Origin of the sequence: Winogradskyella ouciana, from assembly GCF_965284585.1 — a bacterium.
Taxonomy (GTDB): Bacteria; Bacteroidota; Bacteroidia; order Flavobacteriales; family Flavobacteriaceae; genus Winogradskyella; species Winogradskyella ouciana.
Genome location: NZ_OZ260095.1, coordinates 2,358,930 through 2,374,841 on the forward strand (window position 1 = coordinate 2,358,930; position 15,912 = coordinate 2,374,841).

18 protein-coding genes and 2 tRNA genes are annotated in these 15,912 nt (G+C 34.4%); 8 read left to right on the plus strand and 12 right to left on the minus strand.

What is annotated here, in order from left to right; genetic code table 11:
• Window position 1: 1 nt before the first annotated feature.
• The 6 genes from ACQ65V_RS10455 (at window position 2) to ACQ65V_RS10480 (ending at window position 6,014) form a co-directional block, all read left to right on the plus strand.
• Complete coding sequence (locus tag ACQ65V_RS10455) at window positions 2-955, plus strand: AAA family ATPase (RefSeq protein WP_430467852.1); 954 nt, start codon at window positions 2-4, stop codon at window positions 953-955.
• A gap of 5 nt (window positions 956-960) precedes the next feature.
• Complete coding sequence (locus tag ACQ65V_RS10460) at window positions 961-1,161, plus strand: GldL-related protein (protein ID WP_430467853.1); 201 nt, start codon at window positions 961-963, stop codon at window positions 1,159-1,161.
• A 211-nt stretch (window positions 1,162-1,372) separates the two neighbouring features.
• Window positions 1,373-3,640, plus strand: coding sequence for an aconitate hydratase (locus tag ACQ65V_RS10465; protein ID WP_430467854.1), 2,268 nt, complete (start codon window positions 1,373-1,375; stop codon window positions 3,638-3,640).
• Window positions 3,641-3,756: 116 nt separating this feature from the next.
• Entirely contained in the window at window positions 3,757-4,428 is a 672-nt protein-coding gene (locus ACQ65V_RS10470) for a Crp/Fnr family transcriptional regulator (RefSeq protein WP_155089808.1), read from the plus strand.
• A 72-nt stretch (window positions 4,429-4,500) separates the two neighbouring features.
• Complete coding sequence (locus ACQ65V_RS10475; RefSeq protein ID WP_430467855.1) at window positions 4,501-5,367, plus strand: anti-sigma factor; 867 nt, start codon at window positions 4,501-4,503, stop codon at window positions 5,365-5,367.
• Between the two features lie 77 nt (window positions 5,368-5,444).
• Window positions 5,445-6,014 carry a TlpA family protein disulfide reductase gene (locus ACQ65V_RS10480; RefSeq protein WP_430467856.1) on the plus strand — a complete coding sequence of 190 codons (570 nt, stop codon included), beginning with the start codon at window positions 5,445-5,447 and terminating at the stop codon, window positions 6,012-6,014.
• A 1-nt stretch (window position 6,015) separates the two neighbouring features.
• On the opposite strand, the gene ACQ65V_RS10485 is transcribed toward ACQ65V_RS10480, so the two are convergent.
• The 6 genes from ACQ65V_RS10485 to ACQ65V_RS10510 all read right to left on the minus strand — a co-directional run bounded on the left by ACQ65V_RS10485 (window position 6,016) and on the right by ACQ65V_RS10510 (window position 10,010).
• Entirely contained in the window at window positions 6,016-6,462 is a 447-nt protein-coding gene (locus tag ACQ65V_RS10485; protein WP_155089810.1) for a sterol desaturase family protein, read from the minus strand.
• Between the two features lie 20 nt (window positions 6,463-6,482).
• Complete coding sequence (locus ACQ65V_RS10490) at window positions 6,483-7,322, minus strand: phytoene/squalene synthase family protein (protein ID WP_430467857.1); 840 nt, start codon at window positions 7,320-7,322, stop codon at window positions 6,483-6,485.
• 20 nt (window positions 7,323-7,342) lie between these two features.
• Window positions 7,343-8,803, minus strand: a complete 1,461-nt coding sequence (locus ACQ65V_RS10495) for a phytoene desaturase family protein (protein ID WP_430467858.1) — start codon at window positions 8,801-8,803, stop codon at window positions 7,343-7,345.
• Between the two features lie 7 nt (window positions 8,804-8,810).
• Window positions 8,811-9,710, minus strand: coding sequence for a MerR family transcriptional regulator (locus ACQ65V_RS10500; protein ID WP_273291215.1), 900 nt, complete (start codon window positions 9,708-9,710; stop codon window positions 8,811-8,813).
• An 88-nt stretch (window positions 9,711-9,798) separates the two neighbouring features.
• Window positions 9,799-9,882: transfer RNA gene (locus tag ACQ65V_RS10505), tRNA-Leu, on the minus strand.
• Between the two features lie 55 nt (window positions 9,883-9,937).
• Window positions 9,938-10,010: transfer RNA gene (locus ACQ65V_RS10510), tRNA-Lys, on the minus strand.
• Window positions 10,011-10,140: 130 nt separating this feature from the next.
• Here ACQ65V_RS10510 and ACQ65V_RS10515 point away from each other — a divergent pair.
• Window positions 10,141-10,662: a shikimate kinase gene (locus ACQ65V_RS10515; protein ID WP_430467859.1), complete on the plus strand. Its 522-nt coding sequence runs from the start codon at window positions 10,141-10,143 to the stop codon at window positions 10,660-10,662.
• On the opposite strand, the gene ACQ65V_RS10520 is transcribed toward ACQ65V_RS10515, so the two are convergent.
• Both ACQ65V_RS10520 and ACQ65V_RS10525 read right to left on the minus strand, forming a co-directional pair.
• Window positions 10,654-11,157, minus strand: coding sequence for a phosphoribosyltransferase family protein (locus ACQ65V_RS10520; protein ID WP_155089814.1), 504 nt, complete (start codon window positions 11,155-11,157; stop codon window positions 10,654-10,656). The genes ACQ65V_RS10515 and ACQ65V_RS10520 overlap by 9 nt on opposite strands.
• 36 nt (window positions 11,158-11,193) lie before the next feature.
• The gene (locus tag ACQ65V_RS10525; protein ID WP_430467860.1) at window positions 11,194-11,562 is read right to left on the minus strand and encodes an RNA-binding S4 domain-containing protein; all 369 of its coding nucleotides are present in this window, start codon (window positions 11,560-11,562) and stop codon (window positions 11,194-11,196) included.
• Window positions 11,563-11,696: 134 nt separating this feature from the next.
• Between ACQ65V_RS10525 and ACQ65V_RS10530 the strand changes: the two genes are divergently transcribed.
• The gene (locus tag ACQ65V_RS10530; protein ID WP_430467861.1) at window positions 11,697-12,638 is read left to right on the plus strand and encodes an FKBP-type peptidyl-prolyl cis-trans isomerase; all 942 of its coding nucleotides are present in this window, start codon (window positions 11,697-11,699) and stop codon (window positions 12,636-12,638) included.
• Between the two features lie 65 nt (window positions 12,639-12,703).
• On the opposite strand, the gene ACQ65V_RS10535 is transcribed toward ACQ65V_RS10530, so the two are convergent.
• From ACQ65V_RS10535 to ACQ65V_RS10550, 4 genes are read right to left on the minus strand one after another with little or no spacing between them, the layout of a single operon-like run.
• Complete coding sequence (locus ACQ65V_RS10535) at window positions 12,704-13,303, minus strand: outer membrane beta-barrel protein (protein ID WP_273291208.1); 600 nt, start codon at window positions 13,301-13,303, stop codon at window positions 12,704-12,706.
• A 54-nt stretch (window positions 13,304-13,357) separates the two neighbouring features.
• Window positions 13,358-14,311, minus strand: coding sequence for a transketolase family protein (locus tag ACQ65V_RS10540; RefSeq protein ID WP_430467862.1), 954 nt, complete (start codon window positions 14,309-14,311; stop codon window positions 13,358-13,360).
• Complete coding sequence (locus ACQ65V_RS10545; RefSeq protein ID WP_430467863.1) at window positions 14,311-14,994, minus strand: hypothetical protein; 684 nt, start codon at window positions 14,992-14,994, stop codon at window positions 14,311-14,313. The genes ACQ65V_RS10540 and ACQ65V_RS10545 overlap by 1 nt, the downstream gene beginning before the upstream one ends.
• Window positions 14,995-15,840: a transketolase gene (locus ACQ65V_RS10550; protein WP_430467864.1), complete on the minus strand. Its 846-nt coding sequence runs from the start codon at window positions 15,838-15,840 to the stop codon at window positions 14,995-14,997.
• Window positions 15,841-15,912 lie beyond the last annotated feature (72 nt).

A 15,912-nucleotide genomic window follows, 5' to 3' on the forward strand; every position in this document is an offset into this window, starting at 1 on the left:
TATGTCTGATGTTACCACAATCGAAAACTTTGTAAAAAAATATAAGGCACTAAAGCAAGAAATCGCTAAAGTCATTATTGGTCAAGATGATGTAGTAGATCAAATTTTAATCTCCATATTCTCTGGTGGGCACTCGCTTTTAATAGGTGTGCCAGGCTTAGCAAAAACCTTGATGGTAAATACTATTGCCCAAGCTTTAGGTTTAGACTTTAAGCGTATACAATTTACACCAGACTTAATGCCTAGTGATATTTTAGGAAGCGAAATTCTTGATGAAAATCGTCATTTTAAGTTCATTAAAGGGCCAATTTTTGCTAATATCATTTTAGCAGACGAGATTAACAGAACACCACCGAAAACTCAGGCAGCGTTGTTGGAAGCAATGCAAGAGCGCGCTGTAACCGTAGCTGGTCACAATTATAAACTTAATTTACCTTATTTTGTATTGGCAACCCAAAATCCAATTGAGCAAGAAGGAACATATCCATTGCCTGAAGCACAGTTGGACCGTTTTATGTTTGCGATTAATTTAGAGTATCCTTCTTTTAAGGAAGAAGTGGATGTGGTAAAAACCACAACTACAGATATTCAGGCAACCGTAAACCCTTTGTTTACTGCACAAGAGATCATTGATTTTCAGAATGTGATTAGACGCATTCCGGTGGCAGATAATGTTATTGAATATGCTGTCTCTTTGGTGAGTAAAACAAGACCAAAAGCAGATTCTGCTGCAGATATTGTAAGAGAGTTTGTAGATTGGGGAGCAGGACCACGTGCATCTCAAAATTTAATTCTTGCGGCAAAAACACATGCTGCTACACATGGGAAGTTTTCACCAGATATAGAAAATATTCAAGCTGTTGCAACAGGAATTCTAAGACATAGAATTATTAAAAACTACAAAGCAGATGCTGAAGGTATAAGTGACGAAAAAATTATCGAAAACCTATTTTAAATCTTATGAAAACTAGTAAAAGAAGACTTATTCCTGCAATAATCATTTTTTTGATTGGTCTTGCTTTTACCATTATTGGTACACTTTTTAAAATTCAGCATTGGACTTTTGCAAGTGAACTTTTCACAATTGGCAATCTATTTATGGTCACTGGAATTGTTGTAGCCATCCTCATATTATTGAGAATTTATAGGACAAAGCCTTAAATTCATAATTATTCTAAATAATAGAATTTATTAAATTAATATATAAATCCCTGTTTTACTGTTAATTATTCATATAATTATCAGAGATACAAACAGTTTGTGATTTATTTTCAATAAAAATGCGATTTCGTTACATATTTTTAAAAACGCTAAGGAATTCGTAATTTTGTACTGCTAAAAAATTGAATTATCAACCTCATAAAAATACTATATGGCATTTGACATTGATATGATTAAAAAGGTTTACGCTAACATGACGGAGCGAGTTGATGCTGCGAGAGAGATTGTTGGAAAACCATTAACCCTTTCAGAAAAAATATTATACTCTCACCTGTGGGACGGCAAACCTACTAAAGCTTTTCAAAGAGGAAAAGACTATGTAGATTTTGCACCAGACCGTGTAGCGTGCCAAGATGCAACAGCACAGATGGCACTTTTACAGTTTATGCAAGCTGGTAAACCTAAAGTTGCGGTACCAACAACGGTACATTGCGATCACTTAATCCAGGCAAAGGATGGTGCAGCTACAGATTTAAAACATGCAAATAGTACTAGTAGTGAGGTATTTAATTTCTTAGAATCAGTATCAAATAAATATGGTATAGGATTTTGGAAACCAGGAGCTGGTATTATTCATCAGGTAGTGTTAGAGAATTACGCTTTTCCTGGAGGAATGATGATTGGTACAGATTCACATACTGTAAACGCAGGAGGTTTAGGTATGGTAGCCATTGGAGTAGGTGGTGCAGATGCTGTGGATGTCATGGCAGGTATGGCTTGGGAGCTGAAATTTCCAAAATTAATTGGTGTTAGATTAACAGGTAAATTGTCTGGCTGGACAGCACCAAAAGATGTCATCCTTAAAGTAGCAGAAATTCTGACTGTAAAAGGTGGAACAGGTGCTATTGTGGAATACTTTGGACCTGGAGCACTTTCAATGTCTTGTACAGGAAAAGGAACTATCTGTAATATGGGAGCTGAAATTGGCGCGACAACATCTACATTTGGATATGACGATTCTATGGAGCGTTACCTTAAAGCAACAGACAGAGAAGATGTTGCAGCAGAAGCAAACAAAATAAGAGAATATCTTACTGCGGATGACGAGGTTTATGCAAACCCTGAGCAGTATTTCGATCAGGTTATAGATATCAACCTTTCAGAATTAGGCCCTTTATTAAACGGACCTTTTACACCAGATTTATCTACAGAAGTAGGTAAGGACATGACTGAAAAAGCACAGGCTAATGATTGGCCAATGCAGGTAGAATGGGGATTGATAGGTTCTTGTACCAATTCGTCTTACGAAGATTTGTCGAGAGCATCATCAATCGCACAACAGGCCTTAGACAAAGGACTTAAAACCAAAGCGGAATTTGGTATTAATCCAGGGTCTGAGCAGGTACGCTACACAGCAGAGCGGGACGGAATCCTTCAGGTGTTTGAAAAATTAGATGCTAAGATTTTCACTAACGCTTGTGGACCTTGCATAGGGCAATGGGCAAGATATAATGACCCTAAAAACGCCCCTAAAAACAGTATTGTACATTCATTTAACAGAAACTTTGCTAAGCGTGCAGATGGTAACCCAAATACGCACGCCTTTGTCGCTTCACCGGAAATTACAGCTGCGATTGCTATTGCTGGTAGATTGGACTTTAATCCAATGAAGGACACGTTAATCAACGAAAATGGCGAAGAAGTGATGTTAGACGAGCCAACAGGATGGGAATTACCTCCAAAAGGTTTCGACGTTAAAGAAAATGGTTATTTAGAGCCTGTTGCAGATGGCAGTAAGGTAAATATTGATGTAAATCCTACATCTGAGCGTTTACAGTTATTGACGCCTTTTGAGCCTATTGGAAACTCTATCACAGGGGCAAGACTATTGATTAAAGCGTTTGGTAAATGTACAACTGACCATATTTCTATGGCAGGTCCTTGGTTACGCTTTAGAGGACATTTAGATAACATTGCTAATAATACGTTGATTGGTGCTGTAAATGCATTTAACCAAAAGACTAATTTTGTTAAAAATCAATTAACTGGAGAATATGGAGGCGTACCAGATGTGCAGCGTCAATATAAAAAGAATGGAATCTGGTCAGTAGTTGTCGGTGACCATAATTATGGTGAAGGATCATCTAGAGAGCATGCCGCTATGCAACCAAGACATTTGGGAGTAGCTGCTGTAATTGTAAAATCATTCGCGCGTATTCATGAGACTAACCTTAAGAAACAAGGTATGTTAGGACTTACGTTTGTTAATGAGTCTGATTACGATTTAATACAAGAAGATGATACGTTCAACTTTTTGGATTTAAATGAATTTGCACCAGATAAGCCACTACATGTTGAGGTGGTTCATGCAGATGGTTCTAAAGATACCATAGCATTAAACCATACTTATAATACGGCGCAAATTGCATGGTACAATAAAGGTTCTGCATTAAATTTAATTAAAGAGCAGAATAGATAATAAAGTACTTTATATATAGATTGTGAAAGGCCCTTAAAATTTAAGGGCTTTTTTTATTGTAAGGATTTGTAAAATCTTACGACATAAGCCTTAATCTAACAAAACCTTCCCTAAAAATGCAGTCAATATGGTTCTTTGACGATGTTAACCTTTTTAAGGTGCTCTGTCCACACAAGTTCAAAAAATATAAGGATTGCCACGACTTTAATTCTTATAGAAAGAGTGATTATATTTATTTTGAAGAAGACAATGCCAATAAGATTTACCTCATAGAAAAAGGAAAAGTTAAAATAGGCTATTACAAAGAAGATGGCTCTGAGGTTATTAAGGCCATTCTAGGTAAAGGAGAGCTTTTTGGTGAAAAAGCCATACTCGGAGAGCAAAAAAGAGATGAATTTGCCCAATCTATAGACAATAAAACGTCAATTTGTCCAGTAGGAGTAAATACAATGCACCAATTGATGAGAGACAACCAAACCTTTAGTTTTAAAGTCTATAAGTTTATTGGTTTTAAGTTTAAAAAATTAGAGCGTAGACTTCAATTATTAATGTTTAAAGATACTAAAACCCGTCTAGTGGAATTCATTAATGAGCTTTGTGCAGATTACGGTTACGATTGTGAAAAAACAGGAAATAAGATCATAAAGCATCCTTATACACAAAAAGATATAGCCTCTTTAATCGGTACTTCACGACCAACTCTCAACATCTTAATGAACGAGTTGAAGAACCATAACCATATAGATTTCAATAGAAAAGAAATAAAATTACTCAAAAATATAGCTTAGTGTTAGCTAGCTAACATTTTATCACAACTTCACACTTTAATTTTGGAATACAAATTTTAAAATAAAAAAGTGATGATTAAAAAAATGTTTTTTGCAGCCTTGGCATTTGGTTTTTTTGCCACGTCTTGCAGTAGTGATGACGACAACAGTCCAACAAATTCTGAGTTGACTTTAAACCTGAGTGGTTTAGAAGCTTTAGGAACAAATTATGTTTATGAAGGTTGGATTATTGTAGATGGAAATCCGGTTTCTACCGGTACATTTAGTAGCGTAGTTTTTCCACAGAGTTTTTCGGTAAATACTATGCAACTAAATGAGGCCTCGGCTTTTGTGCTTTCAATTGAGCCAGCTGTTGATAATGACCCAGCACCAGCAGCCACTAAGATATTGCGTGGCGAGTTTTCAGGCAGTACAGCTTCAGTTAATACGGATCTCATAGGAGATTTCAGTAATGCTTCGGGAGCCTTCTTTTTAAGAACTCCAACGGATGAGACTTCTGGTAATAATATGAATGATCAATATGGTGTTTGGTTCGGTACACCAGGTATGCCACCATCTCCAAACTTTAATTTACCGTCTTTGCCAGTTGGATGGGCTTATGAAGGATGGGTTGTGGGTGACTCAGGGCCTTTATCGACAGGGACTTTTACACAATTCAATACTGTAGATAGTGCCGCACCTTTTAGTGGCACTGCACAAGCGGGACCACCAGTGCCTGGAGAAGATTTCTTTATGAATGCACCAATAGGCGAAACGTTTCCATTGGATATTAGAGGAAGAACAGTAGTGATTTCGGTAGAGCCTGTACCAGACGATTCGCCTGCTCCTTTTGCTATAAAACCTTTAGTTGGAACTGCTGGAAATGATACCGCACCAGCAACCCATGCTTTTGGTTTAAATTTAACTTCTTTTCCAACGGGATTAGTGACCAGAAATTAAAAAACTACATTTATTTTGTTAGATTTGAAGCGTATGTATTCTTTATTGAATAGTACGCTTCATTGATATTAATTTTTATGGTTAAACACAAACGGGTAAATATTTCAAGTATCATATTTGTAGTAGCAATTGTTCTTCTGATAATTCCTGCAACACGTACCCACATTCAAGTGGTTTTGCATAAAGGATTGAGCTATATCAATCAATCATCACTCATTGAAGAAGGTGATAGGGTAACGGTATCATATCCCAATTGGAGTTTAAAATCAGACAATGGTGCAGTTTTAAATTTCAATGACACAAAAAATAAAGTGGTGTTGATTAATTTCTGGGCTACTTGGTGTGCACCGTGTATAGCGGAAATGCCAAGTTTGCAAAAGCTATATGAAAAATATGGTGATGAGGTTGAGTTTTTATTTGTAACTAACGAGTCTGCTAAGACCATACAGGCTTTCAAAAACAAAAAGAATTATACATTTCCTGTTTACATCAGAAGGTCTGACGTTCCAAAAGAATTAATTACAAGATCAATTCCTCGAACTTTTATCATCAATAAAAAAGGAGAGATAGTCATTGATGAATCTGGTGCTGTGGATTGGTATAGTGAAACTGTGAGAAACCAGTTAGACCAATTGCTGGCAGAGTAACCTATTTAAAATACTTAAACGGTACGATTAGCATCCCAAAATTTTCACCTTTTTCTTTCCCTAGATGTTTATGATGAATCTTATGCGCACGTCTAACACCGCGAGCATACTTATTATCGATATTACGCAACCACTTAAAACGCTGATGTATAAATATATCGTGAACAATAAAATAGGCAATACCATACATTAAAATCCCCAAGCCTATAGGCAATGTGTACCATAAGCCTTCATAATTCCAGAGATAGAAGCATATTATGCTTACTGCAGCATAGAAGATGAAGAAGGCGTCATTTCGTTCAAACCAGCTATCGTGGTCTTTGTGGTGGTGGTCTTTATGGAGACTCCATAAAAACCCATGCATTATGTATTTGTGTGTAAACCATGCATTAAATTCCATAATAAAAAATGTTCCTAAGAAAATCAATATCCAAAAAACAGTTTGCATAATAGTCGTCTTTTAAAAATTTAGAGTAAGTTCAATTGATATTTTACATAACTCCGAGTAAGTAACTCTACTTTTTTATAGTTGGGTACGCGTATTCTCGCAGATTTAATTTCTAAAGCAGGTGTCTTTTTGAGTTTTTGTAATAATTTATTGTAATAACGGTAAGCCATAAACACACCAAATTTAGCGTCTAAAGGTAATCGTTTTATACCATTTAAGCCCTTTGCAAAGTCTGCTTCAATGTCTGAAATGATATTCTGTTTAGAAATTTCATCTAAATTGTTTAAATCCGTATTAGGGAAATATGTTCTATTTAAACCTTCAAAATCTGCTTTTAAATCGCGTAGAAAATTTACTTTTTGAAAAGCCGAGCCCAAACTCATTGCAGAGTCTTTTAAGTCTTCATATTTTTCATTATCTCCTTTAACAAAAACCTTTAAACACATAAGCCCAACAACATCCGCAGAACCATAAATATAGCTTTTATATTCTTCCTCAGTCAAATAATCCTTTTTACTAAGGTCTAATCTCATACTGTCCATAAATGCATCGACAAGATGTTTGTCTATGCCGTAGTTATGATAGGTTTCTTGAAATGAATTTAAAATGGGGTTTAAACTAATTTTATCCGTTAAGGCATTTTCCAAATCCTTTTCAAAATTTTTGAATAGCTTTTCCTTATCGTAATCGTGAAAGGTATCTACGATCTCATCAGCAAATCTCACAAACCCATAAATATTGTAGATATCCTGCCTTATGCTATCGGATAACATTTTTGTAGCCATTGAGAACGATGTGCTATAAGCATTTGTTACTGCTTTGCTACACTCTTTAGATACGTTGTCAAAAATTGATTTCATAGGCTTAATGTAATTAACTTTTAATGTTCATTCTTTTCAATCAATTCAGCTACAAGCTTTCCTGATATTAACGATGGTGGTACTCCGGGTCCTGGGACTGTAAGCTGCCCAGTAAAGTAAAGTCCATCTACTTTTTTACTTTTTAATTTTGGTCTTAAAAAGGCGGTTTGTCTTAAGGTATTTGCCATACCATAGGCGTTGCCTTTGTAAGAGTTATATTCACTTATAAAATCATTAACACAAAATGATTCTCTAAAAAGAATATGTTCTTTAATATTTTGATTTGTTCGTTTTTCAAAACGATTAATTATAATATCAAAATATTGTTGTCTAAGCTCTGGAGTGTCTTCTAATCCTGGTGCGATTGGGATGAGGAAGAATCCCGTTTCGCAACCCTCTGGAGCCACGCTAATGTCCGTAACAGACGGAAAGTTAACATAAAATAATGGATTTTCAGGCCATTTCGGATCATCATATATTTCCTCAGCATGATTTTCAAAGTTAGTATCAAAAAACAGATTATGGTGCTCTATCCGTTTAAGTTTTTTACTAAAACCAACATAAAAGAGTAATGATGAAGGAGCAAATGTTCTTTTCTCCCAATAAGTTTCTGAGTATTGTCTATTTTTTTTATCTAATAAAGTTTCCGTGTGGTGATAATCTGCACCACTTAAAACGATATCCGATCTAACAGTCTTCCCGTTGATTATTATACCTATAGCTCTATTGTTTTCTGTAACAATTTTTTCAACATTGCTGTTGGTATTAATCGTTACTCCTAGGTCCTCAGCAACTTTCCTCATGGCTTTGACAATTTCGTACATTCCTCCTTTTGGATGCCATGTTCCCAATCCAAAATCTGCGTAATTCATAAAACTATAAAATGACGGTGTTTGACTTGGTTTTGCACCTAGAAATAACACGGGAAATTCTAAGGTTGAAATTAATTTTGGATTTTTAAATTTCTTTCTAATTTCAGAACTGATCGTCTTAAAAAACCGATCTACTTTTGTAATTGTTTCCTTAGTAACCAGTTCAAAAGGGGAGACGCCAGGTTTTAGAACTATTTTGTTTATGGCAATATCATAGTGGTCTTGAGCTTGAGAGATAAATTTGCGTAGAGGTTTTGAGCTGCCTTTTTCTATGCGTTCAAATTCTTCACAAATTTGGTCCATGTGGTCGCCAATAGTAATAACTTCATCAGAAAAGAAAATTTTGTAGGCAGGGCTCAATTTGTCTAATTGATAATAATCACTTGTGCTTTTCCCAAAATCATTGAAAAACTTCTCAAAAATATCTGGCATCCAATACCAGCTTGGACCAATATCAAAAGTGAACCCATCTTTAATGAGCTGCCTAGCTCTTCCTCCAACGGTATCATTTTTTTCATAAATTGATACGTTGTATCCAGCTTTAGCTAAATAACAGGATGCAGACAATGCTGAAAAACCCGAACCTATTATAGAAATTGTTCTACTCATTTATATATTAGACATTATCTAATAATGCTTGTATACTTTTGTATGCCTCAATACCTTCTGGAAGATTATCTAAATCTAATGAGTTTAGCATTTGTCCTAAAATCCAAAGTTTGGTATTGGTTTTACCTACAAGTAAATTATTAAAATCATTTATGTACTTTTCAATGTTATCCTTCTCTGGTTTAACGGTAAAGTAGGATATATAAATGATTTCATCATAGTAATTTTTGAGATCTACCAAGCTTTCTAAAGGCACACTAAATCCAAGAAAAATAGATTGATATCCTTTACTGACCAATTGATGATTAATAAACATCAGTCCCAATTCATGTATTTCATTTTCAGGAAGGTAGAGTACAAATGTTTTTTTAGACTTGTTAACCTGTTTAGATTGAATTTTTTCAGTATTGATTAATATTTTTTGTCGTATTAGTGATGATAAAAAATGCTCATGGGCAGGAGTAATAGTATCAGTTTGCCATAAAAGACCTATTTCCGTTAAAAGCGGAATAAATATATCGTAGAAAATTGCATCGAAGGCTTTTTCTTTTAATAGGCCATTGTAAGTATTGTAAAAAAGAGTTTGATCAAAATTTAGCATTGACAGCTTAAAGGCATTTATTGCATGACTTTCAAAATTGTTTTCTGATGCTATTTCTCTAACTAGAAGGGGGATTTTGTGCTCTTCAATAGTTGCTATTTTAGAAATTTTATACCCGTTATTATTAAGATAACTAACGTTTAATAATTTCTGAAAATTGGCGAGATCGTAATATCTAATATTGGTGTCAGTACGCTTAGGTTGAAGCAAATTATATCGCTTTTCCCATATTCTTATGGTATGGGCTTTAATACCTGTAAGATTTTCTAAATCTTTAATACTAAATTGATTCTTAATATTGTTCACTTTTTTTTACGAATAGTTAAACAAAAATAAGATTAATATTCGTAAGATTAGTTTAATTAACAAAAAATAAGGAAAATAAATGAGAAAGTGCGCACGAGAAGACTCGAACTTCCACGGACTAATGTCCACCAACCCCTCAAGCTGGCGCGTCTACCAATTCCGCCACGTGCGCAAAGTAATGAAGTAAAGATAAAAAAAAAGTTAAGCTTTTTTTGCTTAACTTTTTGTGACCGGGCTGGGGCTCGAACCCAGGACCCTCTCCTTAAAAGGGAGATGCTCTACCAACTGAGCTACCCGGTCAATAATTGTTCTCTTTAACGAGGGTGCAAATATAAAATGTTTAATTAATAAAACAATACTTTTTTTGCTTAAATTTTTGTTTTTTTGTGGTGTGCTTCTCTAGTCAATTAATAATCAAAATATAGCGCCAATGATAGTAGTTTTAATGGGATATATGGGATCAGGAAAATCTACTATAGGTAAGGAATTGGCTACTCTTTTGAAATACAATTTCTTAGACCTTGACGACTATATTTCTGAAAAAGAAAACGCAACGATTTCAGATATATTTAAGGATAAAGGAGAAATCTATTTTAGAAAGAAAGAAACTGAATATCTAAAAGAAATCATCGACTCTTATAATGATATTGTGTTGGCTCTTGGTGGAGGTACTCCATGTTATGGAAATAATTTAAAGATTCTAAATGATGATAAAAAGGTTGTGACTATTTATTTAAAGTTATCGATACCGCTTTTAGCTAAAAGACTTTATTCAGAACGTGATAATCGACCATTGATCAGTCATTTAAGTTCAGAAGAAGAATTATTGGAATTTATCGGGAAACATATTTTTGAACGTACGCAATATTACAACCAAGCACAGCATATAATCACAACAGATCATCAAACAAAGAAAGACATTTTAGAAGCTATTCTGTTAGAGTTAATCTAAATAAGCTTCATAAGGTTGTTTAGACAAATTCACATGCACATGCTCAAAAAGCGAGGTAGATAAAGAGATACCTTTAAAATCTGCCTTAACAGGGAATTTTTTATGATTACGATTTACCAAAACAGCCGTTTTAAATTGTTTTAAAGGCACATCTAAAAAGTGTTTTATACCATATATAAGTGTGCTGCCAGAATTTAAGACATCATCAATGAGTACAATAGATTTATTGGTGTAATCTTCTTTATCAATTGATGTTTTTATAGGGCTAGTCGGTTCTTTTTTGTCTATAGTAACCTTACATAGATTAGACTCAATATCAGAAATCTTATCTAGCTGTTGTTTTATTTTTCGAGCTAAAATGTAACCGTTACTTTCAATACCAGCTATTACAATTTCAGTTTCATCAACATTACATTCATAAATCTGATAAGCTATACGTTTTATCTTATGCTCAATTTCCTTGTGACTTAAAATTGTATTTTTTGTTAGTGTCATTTGCTATTTTTTACAAAGATAAAGAATGGTTATTTATTATTCTTCCTCATAGAAGTCATCAATATCTCGTCTGTCTTTTTTTGTAGGTCGCCCAGTTCCTTTTTTCCTGTAATAATCTTTGCTATACTTTAAGAGTTCTTTAGCAGCAAATGCATCTTTAGGAGTTGTATCCGTTCTATAAATATCTACAAGCTTGGCACCGACACGATTTGGAGGTATGTCATTAACCGTTAATTGGTAAATGACTTGATCCTTTCTTAACTCAATTTTATCCGTTGGATACACCTCTCGCGATGGTTTAGCTACTGCACCATTAACTTTAATGTGCCCTTTTTTACAAGCTTTTGTTGCAACACTGCGAGTTTTGTAATAACGCACACACCATAAATATTTATCAATACGCATATATTTTTTAACTAAAATCTACGTTAATCTTATTGTACAAAAATATTATTTTAATGTATCTTGCGGCCAATAATTAAGCAATAATGAACCTTGTGATGGATTTGTGGTAACCTATTACATGAAATACTAAAAATATGAAACTAAAATCTCTAAAATTAACACTTTGTTTAATGGCACTTGTAGTCGTCTTTAATTCTTGTAAAGAAGATGATGGACCTACCGTAACATTTGAAGAAAGAGATAGAACCGAACAGCAAATGGCAGATAAGGATTCTATCATGGATTATTTAAATACACATTACTACAATTCTAGCTTGTTTGAAAGTGGTACCAATCACAGAATAGATGATATCCTTATTACTGAATTGTTAGAGGGCGAAACTGTACCAGACGGTAATACTCTGCTTATTAATGTTGTAGAAACACATTCTACAACCTATCTAGAAACTGATTACGAATATTATATTTTACGACTTAACCAAGGTGGAGGGGAAGCTCCTAAATTTACGGATGAAGTACGTGTAAGATATGAAGGGTTCTTAGTTGATACTGAAGATATATTTGATGGAGTAGCTACACCAATTGATCTGCCTATGCAAGGTATAGGATTTGCTGGTGGAGTAATTAGAGGCTGGCAACTTATTTTACCAGAATTTAATACCGCGAGTAGTTTTATGACTAATAATGGTATTGTAGAATATGACGATTATGGTTTGGGAGTAATGTTTATCCCATCAGGATTGGCTTATTTTTCTGGAAGTCAACCAGATATTCCTGCATATTCTAGTTTAGTTTTTAAGTTTGAATTGTTACAATATCAAGAAGATGATCATGATAGTGATGGTGTGCCTTCACACCTAGAAGATCTTAATGGTAACCTTGATGTATTAGATGATGATACTGATGAAGATGGAGCGCCAGATTATATAGATTTGGATGATGATGGAGACGGTGTATTAACCATTCATGAAGATTTAAATGAAGATGGTGATCCAACCAATGACGATTCAGATAATGATGGAATTCCTAATTACTTAGATGCAGATTCTACCCAATCTAATCAGGAAGATTCATAGATTCTATGTTATAAAAATAAAAAGCCGCTTATGAGCGGCTTTTTTTTGATATTTATTGATGCTTTTTATAAAGCAATAGATAAACTTAAGATTAATTGATCTGGTCTTGTATCAATTCTACTTGCTGTACCAGAACCTAAATTGTTGTTTATAAAAGTAGCTTCGTTATCATTAAAGCCTCTTTCATATCTCAGATCGATTCCCACTTTATTAAAGCTTAATCCGATTCCGAAATTTAGACCTACTGTAAAATCGTCTTCTACATTATCTATTTCAATCCCATCAAATTCTGTATCAAGGATATATTGTAGTGAAGGACCTCCAAAAACACTTATTGGCCCTAGAACTTTTAGACCTACCAAAAGTGGTGCATCAAGTTTCTTTACATTAAAATCATTATTCTCGTAATCACTCTTTGTTGCTGTGTAGATTAATTCTGGTCTAAAATAGAGTCTGTCTCCAATTTTCCCGAAGATACCCACATGGTAACCGATATTACGATCAGGGTTTTTTGCATTTTCACCGATGGATTCAAAGTAATCTCCGTTGGCACTGTAGTTTAATCCGCCTTTAAACCCAAAAGCACTTCCTTCCTGAGCACTTATACTAAAACTAAATAATGCTAAAATTGCAGCTAAGAAAGCTGACTTTTTTAAATTTTTCATATTGTTCGTTTTTAAGATTAGGTATCTAATATCAAAAACGTTGCCAAGATGAAGTTATTTTCTTTTTAAAACTTTTTTTACCGCTTTCTCTATGGCAGAACTATTCAAACCATATTTATCCATGAGTTGAGCTGGAGTACCAGATTCACCAAATGTATCGTTTGTAGCAACAAACTCTTGAGGTGTTGGTTGGTGCAATGCCAAAACCCTGGCAACACTCTCTCCTAGACCACCTAGATAGTTGTGTTCCTCCGCAGTTACTACGCAGCCTGTTTTAGAAACAGAATCTAAAATGGCTTTGTCGTCTAAAGGCTTAATAGTGTGGATATTGATAACTTCAGCACCAATACCTTCTTCGTGTAATGCTTTTGCTGCTTCTAGAGCTTCCCAAACTAAATGACCTGTTGCCACTATGGTAACATCGTTTCCGTCGGTAAGTTTTACAGCCTTTCCTATTTCAAAATCACCATTCTCTGGAGTGAAGTTAGCCACTTTAGGTCTTCCAAATCTTAAGTAAACAGGACCATGATGTTTTGCTATGGCTAAAGTTGCCGCTTTTGTTTGGTTATAATCACAGGTGTTGATTACTGTCATCCCAGGAAGCATCTTCATTAAGCCAATATCTTCAAGAATTTGGTGGGTTGCTCCATCCTCACCAAGAGTTACACCAGCATGAGACGCACATATTTTTACATTTTTATCTGAGTAAGCAACACTTTGTCTTATCTGGTCATAAACTCTACCTGTTGAGAAGTTAGCAAAAGTTCCAGTAAACGGAATTTTACCTCCAATGGTCATTCCGGCTGCAATACCTATCATATTAGCTTCTGCAATACCAACCTGAAAAAAACGTTCTGGATGATTAGCTTTAAACTCATCCATTTTTAACGAACCCGTTAAATCTGCACAGAGTGCGACAACATTTTCATTGGTTTTGCCCAATTCTGTTAAACCAGCTCCAAAGCCAGAGCGTGTATCTTTATTTCCTGTGTTTGTATATGTTTTCATTAATATTTTTGATTAGATATTTTCAGTGGTGTAAATTCAAAGTTGAAATCAATTGTTTCAGAAACAAAATTGCTCGTCTCAAGTGAAATCTTTCCTTTGTCAAGGTGTATGATTTTTTCTAGATGTTTGTTTTCAGCAATCTTTAAGTTATATTTTTCAAAAATGTAATCCTTCATCAATGTTGGATTGTTTTTATTATATCCGTCGTTTTTACCGAAGATGTAATAATGTTCTGAAATGATTTTCTTTCTTTTCTTGTTCTTATATTTTATAATGTGAACGATAGTTTTTTCGCTAATAGAATCTCTTTCAAAATCAAAATCTTCAACATAATTTTTATATCTTCTGCTTTTAGAATATTTTATGCTAGAATATAATTTTGAATTATCTAATTTATTTAAATCTTCAACGGATTGATATTCAAAATCCATGTCGAACTTAATTAAAGTTCTATTCTTGGTGTCTGATAAAGTTGCATCCTTCGATGAGTCTGTTATCATGATATACATGCTGTAAGAATCGTCTTCTTTATTTTGAAAACGAATTCTTTTTCCCTCAACGTTATTGGAATAATCTTTTATATAAGATGTTGTTACAATATCAAAATAATAGCTTTTATTGGCTTCTTGTGAAAACGAAAGGCCTATTGCGAAAAGGGCAAAAACTATTATTATCTTCTTCATTTAGTAATCTCCTAAAGTTTCAGGATTTTGCGCTAAGCCTATTTCTAGTTGTTCGTCATTTGGTGCTTTACCATGCCAAGCATGTGTATGCATCATAAAATCCACACCATTACCCATTACGGTTTGTAACAGAACACAAACAGGTTTTCCTTTTCCGGTCAGTGCTTTAGCTTCAGCCATGCCTTTTAGAATGGCTTCAATATCGTTACCATTTTTTATTTCTAAAACAGTCCATCCAAACGCTTCAAATTTTGCTCTTAAATTTCCTAAAGGCAAAACGTTATGAGTGGCTCCGTCAATTTGTTGACCATTGACATCTATAGTAGAAATCAAATTATCTATTTTGTTTCCGGCAGCATACATTATAGCTTCCCAATTCTGTCCTTCCTGTAACTCACCATCACCATGCAAACTGTAAACTAAATGTTTATCGTTATTTAATTTTTTAGTTTCAGCAGCACCAATAGCCACAGACATTCCTTGTCCTAAAGAACCAGAGGCTACACGGACACCTGGTAAGCCTTCGTGAGTGGTTGGGTGACCCTGTAAACGAGAATCTATTAACCTAAACGTATTGAGTTCTTCTACTGGAAAATATCCAGCTCTTGCTAAAACGCTATAAAAAACTGGTGAGATATGACCGTTGGACAGAAAGAATAGATCTTCTCCAATACCGTCCATATCAAAACCGTCCTTGGTTTCCATAATTTCGTTATAAAGCGAAACAAAAAATTCGGCACAACCAAGTGAACCTCCTGGATGCCCAGAATTTACTTTATGTACCATACGTAAAATATCTCTACGAACTTGAGTAGTTAAATCTTCTAATTGCTGAATGTTTGGCATATTGAGTTGCTTAAATTGATGGTGCAAAAATAGTTTTTTATAAACCTCTTACAAAAACGGATTGCTTTCACT

Bases quoted from the DNA above. Each gene is read 5' to 3' on its own strand.
- ACQ65V_RS10455 (WP_430467852.1), top strand. From the start codon at position 2: ATGTCTGATGTTACCACAATCGAAAACTTTGTAAAAAAATATAAGGCA.
- ACQ65V_RS10460 (WP_430467853.1), top strand. From the start codon at position 961: ATGAAAACTAGTAAAAGAAGACTTATTCCTGCAATAATCATTTTTTTG.
- ACQ65V_RS10465 (WP_430467854.1), top strand. From the start codon at position 1,373: ATGGCATTTGACATTGATATGATTAAAAAGGTTTACGCTAACATGACG.
- ACQ65V_RS10470 (WP_155089808.1), top strand. From the start codon at position 3,757: ATGCAGTCAATATGGTTCTTTGACGATGTTAACCTTTTTAAGGTGCTC.
- ACQ65V_RS10475 (WP_430467855.1), top strand. From the start codon at position 4,501: ATGATTAAAAAAATGTTTTTTGCAGCCTTGGCATTTGGTTTTTTTGCC.
- ACQ65V_RS10480 (WP_430467856.1), top strand. From the start codon at position 5,445: ATGGTTAAACACAAACGGGTAAATATTTCAAGTATCATATTTGTAGTA.
- ACQ65V_RS10485 (WP_155089810.1), bottom strand. From the start codon at position 6,462: ATGCAAACTGTTTTTTGGATATTGATTTTCTTAGGAACATTTTTTATT.
- ACQ65V_RS10490 (WP_430467857.1), bottom strand. From the start codon at position 7,322: ATGAAATCAATTTTTGACAACGTATCTAAAGAGTGTAGCAAAGCAGTA.
- ACQ65V_RS10495 (WP_430467858.1), bottom strand. From the start codon at position 8,803: ATGAGTAGAACAATTTCTATAATAGGTTCGGGTTTTTCAGCATTGTCT.
- ACQ65V_RS10515 (WP_430467859.1), top strand. From the start codon at position 10,141: ATGATAGTAGTTTTAATGGGATATATGGGATCAGGAAAATCTACTATA.
- ACQ65V_RS10520 (WP_155089814.1), bottom strand. From the start codon at position 11,157: ATGACACTAACAAAAAATACAATTTTAAGTCACAAGGAAATTGAGCAT.
- ACQ65V_RS10525 (WP_430467860.1), bottom strand. From the start codon at position 11,562: ATGCGTATTGATAAATATTTATGGTGTGTGCGTTATTACAAAACTCGC.
- ACQ65V_RS10530 (WP_430467861.1), top strand. From the start codon at position 11,697: ATGAAACTAAAATCTCTAAAATTAACACTTTGTTTAATGGCACTTGTA.
- ACQ65V_RS10535 (WP_273291208.1), bottom strand. From the start codon at position 13,303: ATGAAAAATTTAAAAAAGTCAGCTTTCTTAGCTGCAATTTTAGCATTA.
- ACQ65V_RS10540 (WP_430467862.1), bottom strand. From the start codon at position 14,311: ATGAAAACATATACAAACACAGGAAATAAAGATACACGCTCTGGCTTT.
- ACQ65V_RS10545 (WP_430467863.1), bottom strand. From the start codon at position 14,994: ATGAAGAAGATAATAATAGTTTTTGCCCTTTTCGCAATAGGCCTTTCG.
- ACQ65V_RS10550 (WP_430467864.1), bottom strand. From the start codon at position 15,840: ATGCCAAACATTCAGCAATTAGAAGATTTAACTACTCAAGTTCGTAGA.